This is a genomic window from Streptomyces sp. NPDC102437, from assembly GCF_044765565.1.
In the GTDB taxonomy this organism is placed as follows: domain Bacteria; phylum Actinomycetota; class Actinomycetes; order Streptomycetales; family Streptomycetaceae; genus Streptomyces.
The window spans coordinates 22879-29282 of record NZ_JBIWKI010000063.1; the positions used below are offsets into that span (position 1 = coordinate 22879).

General features: G+C 69.0%; 6 protein-coding genes. 4 read left to right on the forward strand and 2 right to left on the reverse strand.

All coding sequences use genetic code 11. From position 1 onward, the window contains the following. Positions 1-22: 22 nt before the first annotated feature. Together ACIRJP_RS38525 and ACIRJP_RS38530 are read left to right on the forward strand one after the other, a co-directional pair. Positions 23-1015 carry a GlxA family transcriptional regulator gene (locus ACIRJP_RS38525; protein WP_404185072.1) on the forward strand — a complete coding sequence of 331 codons (993 nt, stop codon included), beginning with the start codon at positions 23-25 and terminating at the stop codon, positions 1013-1015. 48 nt (positions 1016-1063) lie between these two features. Next, entirely contained in the window at positions 1064-1243 is a 180-nt protein-coding gene (locus ACIRJP_RS38530; RefSeq protein ID WP_404185075.1) for a hypothetical protein, read from the forward strand. A gap of 33 nt (positions 1244-1276) precedes the next feature. Here the strand turns inward: ACIRJP_RS38530 and ACIRJP_RS38535 are convergent, their stop codons facing one another. Together ACIRJP_RS38535 and ACIRJP_RS38540 are read right to left on the reverse strand one after the other, a co-directional pair. Further along, positions 1277-1891 (reverse strand): TetR-like C-terminal domain-containing protein, encoded by a 615-nt coding sequence (locus ACIRJP_RS38535; RefSeq protein ID WP_404185078.1) that lies wholly within the window; start codon positions 1889-1891, stop codon positions 1277-1279. A gap of 497 nt (positions 1892-2388) precedes the next feature. Next, positions 2389-3837, reverse strand: a complete 1449-nt coding sequence (locus ACIRJP_RS38540; RefSeq protein ID WP_404185081.1) for an amidase — start codon at positions 3835-3837, stop codon at positions 2389-2391. A gap of 1267 nt (positions 3838-5104) precedes the next feature. On the opposite strand from ACIRJP_RS38540, the gene ACIRJP_RS38545 reads away from it, so the two are divergent. After that, positions 5105-5494, forward strand: coding sequence for a hypothetical protein (locus tag ACIRJP_RS38545; protein ID WP_404185084.1), 390 nt, complete (start codon positions 5105-5107; stop codon positions 5492-5494). Between the two features lie 156 nt (positions 5495-5650). After that, entirely contained in the window at positions 5651-6274 is a 624-nt protein-coding gene (locus ACIRJP_RS38550; RefSeq protein WP_404185086.1) for a hypothetical protein, read from the forward strand. The last annotated feature ends 130 nt before the right edge of the window (positions 6275-6404 follow it).

The following is a 6404-nucleotide window of genomic DNA, read 5'->3' on the forward strand; positions in this document are numbered from 1 at the left end:
CCGTGAGTGCTAGAAATTGCACATGGCGAAAGAATCCTCGCACGCAGCTCACGCGGCGGGCGTACACCGGGTCGTCGTGATCGTGGACGAGAACTCGAACCCCTTCGAGCTCGGCTGCGCGACCGAGGTCTTCGGTCTGCGCAGACCGGAGATCGGCCGTGATCTCTACGATTTCAGGCTCTGCTCCCCCGAACCCCGCACCCTGATGCGAGACGGATTCTTCACGCTCACGGGAGTCGCCGGCCTGGAAGCGGCCGACGCGGCGGACACCTTGATCGTCCCCAACCGCCCGGACACCGAAGTGCCCCGGCGCCCCGCCGTGCTCGATGCCATCCGCCGGGCACACTCCCGCGGTGCGCGCCTGGTCGGCTTCTGCAGCGGCGCCTTCACACTGGCCGAGGCCGGCGTCCTCGACGGGCGCCGGGCCACCGCGCACTGGCAGTGGGCGGATTCCTTCCGGGCCCGCTTCCCCTCTGTCCAGCTCGAAACAGACGTGCTGTTCGTGGATGACGGTGACATCCTCACCGCTGCGGGGAGTGCAGCTGCTCTCGATCTCGGGTTGCATGTGGTTCGCCGCGACTACGGCGCGGAGGCCGCCAACTCTGTGAGCCGGCGGCTGGTCTTCGCGGCGCACCGGGACGGTGGGCAGCGGCAGTTCGTGGAGCGTCCCATGCCCGACCTGCCGGACGAGTCCCTGGCGCCGGTCCTGGCCTGGGCTCAGGAACGGTTGGACTCACCGCTCACGGTGCCGGACCTTGCGGCGCGTGCGGCGGTCAGTCCGGCGACTCTGCATCGCCGCTTCCAGGCGCAACTGGGCACGACGCCGCTGGCGTGGCTGACGGGGGAACGGCTTGCTCTGGCGTGCCGGCTGATCGAGCGAGGCGAGTCCCGGTTCGAGTTGGTCGCGCGACGCAGCGGGCTTGGCACTGCTGCCAATCTGCGCATGCTGATGCGCCGCGAGACCGGCATCACACCAACGGCGTACAAGCGCCGGTTCGGGCCGGAAGCGAACTGACTGCGGGCATCCCTTGCGGCGACCATGTGTGGTTCTGTACGCCTGTCGGTGGCCGGGCCGATTGCCACGCGGCCCGGCTCCCGCACCCGGCTGTGCCACCGCCTGCGCTCCCACCCCGCGGGCAGAGGCAAGCGCCGCAGCATGGGCGAGCGCGCATTCATCACCCTGATCGGGGGGCACCAGCTGGTCAAGGCGCCGATAGTGCTGGTGCGGGAAGGGCTGAGCTGAACACCCACGTCTCCCACGTCATGCGTGAGCTGATCAGCCGGCGCGAGTAACTGACGGTGTTCCTACGGCCCGCCTACTCGCCCGCCTGACCGCCGCAGGGCCCGTGCTCGTCACGCCACCGCTCGGTGGCGATGCCCGCCATGACCACCGAGACGACGTCTTCGGCAAGTTCTGGCGTGATGGGCAGGTGCCCGAAGAGCACACGTAGTACGTGGCCGACGCCAGCATGTCCAGCAGAAGATCGATGTCGGCATCGGGTCGGATGTCACCCCGGTCGATGCCGCGACGCAGTGCTTCGGCAGTGGTGGCGCGGCGCGGATGGAGGAAGGTGTCCTTGAACTCCCTTTCCAGTCGGGGGTCGTCGGCGAGGTCCGCAACGAGCCCCGGCAGCGCTCTTCGGCCCAGGGTGCTGGTGAACGCCTCGCTGAGGGTGCCGATACCGGCAATGAGGTCGCAGTGCGTGCAGCCGGTGTCGGGGGTCGGCGTAGTGCCGATGGTCCGGGCCAGAGCCGACACGACCAGGTGCTGGCGGGAGCGCCGGCGGCGACGCGGCGCGGGTTTGCTCGTACCGGCGCGGGCGGCCACCGCCTCCGGCGTGGGGCTGCCGTAACCGACCTCGTTGAGGATCTCCATCACCGCCTCGGGCACGGCCTCGTAGATTCGGGTATCCCGCGGCCTGCCGGAGGCTTTGCGGGACCCGGCTCTGCGCCAACCGGTACAACGGCCTCGACGACTTGGAAATGGCCAGCATCGCCGTCCCCACCGACACGAGCGTCGACGACGTCCGCACTGCCCACAAAGCCGACTCGCACCATACCCATGCGACAACTCGGCCTTCAAGACCACAACCAGGTCTTGAAGGCCGACGTCACGCGCGGCACCGAATTGACCAACAGCGTCCCGAGGGTGGTGCGGGCCCCGGTATGAGAGGCAGCAGCCTAGATTGTCCCGTCACAGACCGCAGGCTGCACCTTCCCTGTCGACGGGCCCGGCGGGTTACCCCCGCGACCCGCGACGGGGGTTGACCACGGCCGAGCGGCCTGCCCGCAGGCACCCTCGGCCAGGGAAGTGCTCCGCACCCGACGAGAACGCGGCGGCCAGGTCGCCCGCCGCTACGCCACAGGCCGGCAGCCCGGTGGCGGCTCTCAGAATCCCGGCGGACGGCGGAACCCGCCGAGCACCTCCGCAAGGCACCGCACGAACTGGACCGCGGTGCGGTCGTGCAGGTAGGGCGCGATCACCTGGATGCCGACCGGAAGCCCGTCCCGGGTCGCCCCGACAGGTGCCACCGCCGCGGGCAGATGGTTGACCGACGACGGCGCCATCCACGTGAGCATCTCGTGATACGGCCGGTCGGCGCCGTCGACCCGCAGGGTCCGGACCGACCAGCCGGGGTCGGGTCGGTGGTCGTGCGGGAAGGCAGCCGTGGGGCTCACCGGGCAGATGAGCACGTCGATGTCGCGGAAGAACTCGGCCCAGCGGCGGCGGGAGTGCTGCCGACGTTCGTCGAGCGCGTGCCAGTCACGGAAGCGGAGCGTCAGGTCCGACGCGAACCCGCCCGCGGCCCCTTCCGCCGCGGCGCGCTCCACAAGCCCGGCATACGACTCGTCCGACTCGATCAGCCCGCTCTGTGCCATCAGCAACGGCTTATAGAGAGCCATCGTCTCTTCGAGCCCGACCGGTCCCTTGCCCTCGACCACGACGGCGCCCTCGGCCCGCACCGCTTCCAGCGTGGCCTGCATGATCGCGGCCAGCTCGCTGTCGACGGGGCAGAACGGGTCGTCGACCCATGCCGCGACTCGAAAGTCCCGCAGGGTGCTCGACCTGGCGGGGGGCAGCTTCAGCCGCCATCCCGGGGCGCGGTCGTGGTCCGCTCCTGCGAGGACGTCGAGACCCAGGTCGAGGTCGTCGGCGTGCCTGCCGAGCGGGCCGAGTACCGCCATGTCGAAATCCGCCAGCGTCCCAGGAGCATGTCCCGAGACGCTCCCGTACCTCGGCACGATCCCGAACGACGGGCGCAGCCCGTAGACGCCGCAGAAGTGGGCAGGTACCCGGATCGAGCCCGCCGTGTCGCCGCCGAGCTCCAGGCCGGTCAGCCCCGCGGCGAGTGCCGCGGCGGACCCACCGGACGAACCGCCGGGTCCGCGGGTCGGGTCCCATGGATTGTTCGTGGTCCCGTAGACCTCGTTGTAGGTCTGCCAGTCCCGGGCGTCGGGCGGCATGTTGGACTTGCCGAAGACGACCGCTCCCGCGTTCTTGAGCCGCGCGACCGACTCGGCGTCGCTCGTCGAGACATGATGTCCCCAGCGGGTCGACCCCCCGGTGGTCCGCATGCCCGCAACTTCCAGACTGTCCTTGATCGTCACGGGGACGCCGTGCAGGCGGCCGAGCGGCTCGCCGCGGGAGACCGCGCGGTCGGCCGCCAGTGCCGCGGCTCTCGCACCCTCCTCGTCCCGGGCGACGATGGCGTTCACTTTCGGATCGAGCCGCTCCACCCGGGCGAGGTAGTGGTCGAGCAACTCGATGCTCGACACCTCCTTTGCCGCGACTGCGGCAGCGAGCTGACCTGCGGAGCGAAATGCTGGATCGGTCATGCAATCTCCAGGAAAGGCCAGACCCGCGGCGATCACATTGCTGTGGCCGACGCAAAATCCCAGTTCAGGGCGGGTCTAAGCCGACCTTAGCGGACGTGGGGGACCATGTCGGGGTGTGGCTTTTCTCACTTTCGGCGTCCGGCACTTGGGCAGCGGCTGCAGGTCGACGGGCTCGGGAATGTTCACGAGAAACGGGAGGCACCCCACCCGGCCCTGGCTGGTTCCGCAGCGCCTCGGTGCTCCGGGCGCCGGCTACGGGGTCGGTGTGCACCGGTTCACCGGCACGCCTCAACCCTGCCCACCGGCACCCGACTGTTCGAGTTCGTGGGTTACGACGTGCTCCGTCAGCGCGAGACCGCACACTCCGTCTGACCTCGGCCGTGGCAGCCACACGCTCTTGTCTGAGTAGTTGCCCGGTCCCGGCCAGCCGCCACAAGATCAGGCAGCAACCTGCGAACGTTCGACCAGGATGCCGCAGCAGGCGGATTCCGCCGGTCAGCCCTGGCGGGCAAGTCCCCGTGCCGCGCGGACACTTCTTGGTACGCGATAGCCGGGCCGGGAGGTCTCAGGTTGTTCGCTGCCAGTGCGGCCTCCTGGCCCCCCGGCCCGGACGGCGCGCGTTCAGTGCTTTGGATCGCCTCATTCGGCGGAGAGCCGGGAGATATCACGCGCGGCAAGGCCCGGTCGAGGCAAGAGGCCCGGAATCGAAGCCCCGGGCCTATGGGGCGAATTCCACGGGTCCTGGGGCTTCGTTCATACGGGAAGCGGGAGCTGTGTAGCCGCTACCGGTTGAGGACCTCCTCGGCCTTTGCGGCCACGCGCTCGGCCTGGATGTCGCGGCCCTTCTCGTTGGGGTGGGCGTACCCACGGGATTGGCTGGCCGAAGAGTTCGAGCTTGGAGTTCTCCAGCAGGCCGCCGATGCCCCGGGTGGCGCCGTCGGAAGCCGTGTTGCTTCCGGTGCGGTCGTAGAGGTCGACGAAGTCGGCACCGTCGTCCGCGGCGGCCTTCTTCATGGCGTCGTCGAGCCGCTTCTGGGCCTGGTCCAGGACCGGCAGGGCCCTGGCCGTACGACGCCCGGCAGGCCACTGGCCAGGCCGTATGAAGCCTGCACCCCGCAACCCATAAGACACGCTGCGCCCCGGTGTACGACACGGCGGGGCGCAGCCGTACGACCGGACGGGCCGAGCGTCGTGCGCGCGCCCGAGCACAACCATCCGTACGCCCCATCTGTCACACCTTGCACAGACCTACGTACGGAGTACGATCGTGAAACCCGCTGCTGTTCTGCTCGCCGCTACCGCGCTGCTCGCCCTGACTGCCTGCTCGGCCGAGGAGAAGGACGTCACGAAGCCCGCGCCGAAGGAGACGACCGTCGACCACTCGGCCGCCGAGAAGGCCGCCGGGATACCGCCGGCGCCGACCGGTAACGATCGTGACGCGTACCTAGATGCGATCGCAGCCGTTGACCCGCAGATCATCGTGGACGAACAGAAGGCGATCGACGCCGGGCGGAATCAGTGCTCCTCGCTCGCGACGCCGAACGACAAGGCCGACTGGTTGGCGGCGCAACGGTTCGGGAATGACGCCCGCCCGCTTACGGACGCGCAGGGCAAGGCGCTGAACGCGGCGCTGCGCAAGACGCTCTGCCCCGCGTGACGTTGCCCGCCGTTATCGATCTGTGATCGAATCGGGGCGACCCCGGCAGGCCCGGAAACGCCCCGCCGCACCCTCACTGTGGCGGGGCGTCGCTCGGCTGGCCCAGAGCCAGAAATACCGTCGCCCGTCCCATGCCGGCGGAGAACAATGCCGGGTATGGGGACAGACATCCACGGCTTCATCGAGTGCCGCTGGGATCGCTGGTTGGACGAGGACGATCGCGCGTGGAACCAGGTCATCGACCTATCGCACCTCTACAACGGGCGCGACTACGTTGCTTTCGGGTCCCTGTTCGGTGTCCGCGACACCGCTTCGTTCCGCCCACTGGCCGATCACCGAGGCCTCCCGCATGACGTGTCGAAAGAGGTCCTCGCTGACTTCGAGCCCTGGAGTGATGAGCTGCACGGCGAGTCCTGGATCTCCTGGGCGGAGCTGGCAGCCGCCGACTGGGACGAAGTCGCAAACGAAGTCGATGGCTGTGTACATGAGTACGGCCGAAGCTCCGACGGCAGCTGGAAAATGCAAGGACGTAACTCCAGCCTCACCCGCTTTGCCGAACTCTCCGGCCTCACTGATGCCCGGCAGCTCCACCGCGCGGGCAGCGTCTATCCCGAGAACACCGAGTGGCCGGACGGCGACCGGCTCTTCCGCGTCGGCCGCCTACAGCGAAAGGACGCCGTGCCCGACAGCGAATGGGGTGCCGTCTGGTCGGTCATGCGCACGCTGGCAAACCTGCACGGCGATAAGGGAGTCCGCCTGGTCGTCTGGTTCGACGGCTGACCCCACCAAGCCTGAGCCCAACAGTCGGCTGCGACTAGGGAGCGTATCGAGTCGTGATCAATCTGCGGGATGTGCCTTCGTGGCACGGTCTGGTCCGGTAGACCGTCTTGCGTGACGCGAGTGCAACTGA

What these genes read in the sequence shown, in the direction of transcription:
- ACIRJP_RS38540 (WP_404185081.1), bottom strand. Translation starts at nt 3,837, where the DNA reads ATGACCGATCCAGCATTTCGCTCCGCAGGTCAGCTCGCTGCCGCAGTC.
- ACIRJP_RS38525 (WP_404185072.1), top strand. Translation starts at nt 23, where the DNA reads ATGGCGAAAGAATCCTCGCACGCAGCTCACGCGGCGGGCGTACACCGG.
- ACIRJP_RS38550 (WP_404185086.1), top strand. Translation starts at nt 5,651, where the DNA reads ATGGGGACAGACATCCACGGCTTCATCGAGTGCCGCTGGGATCGCTGG.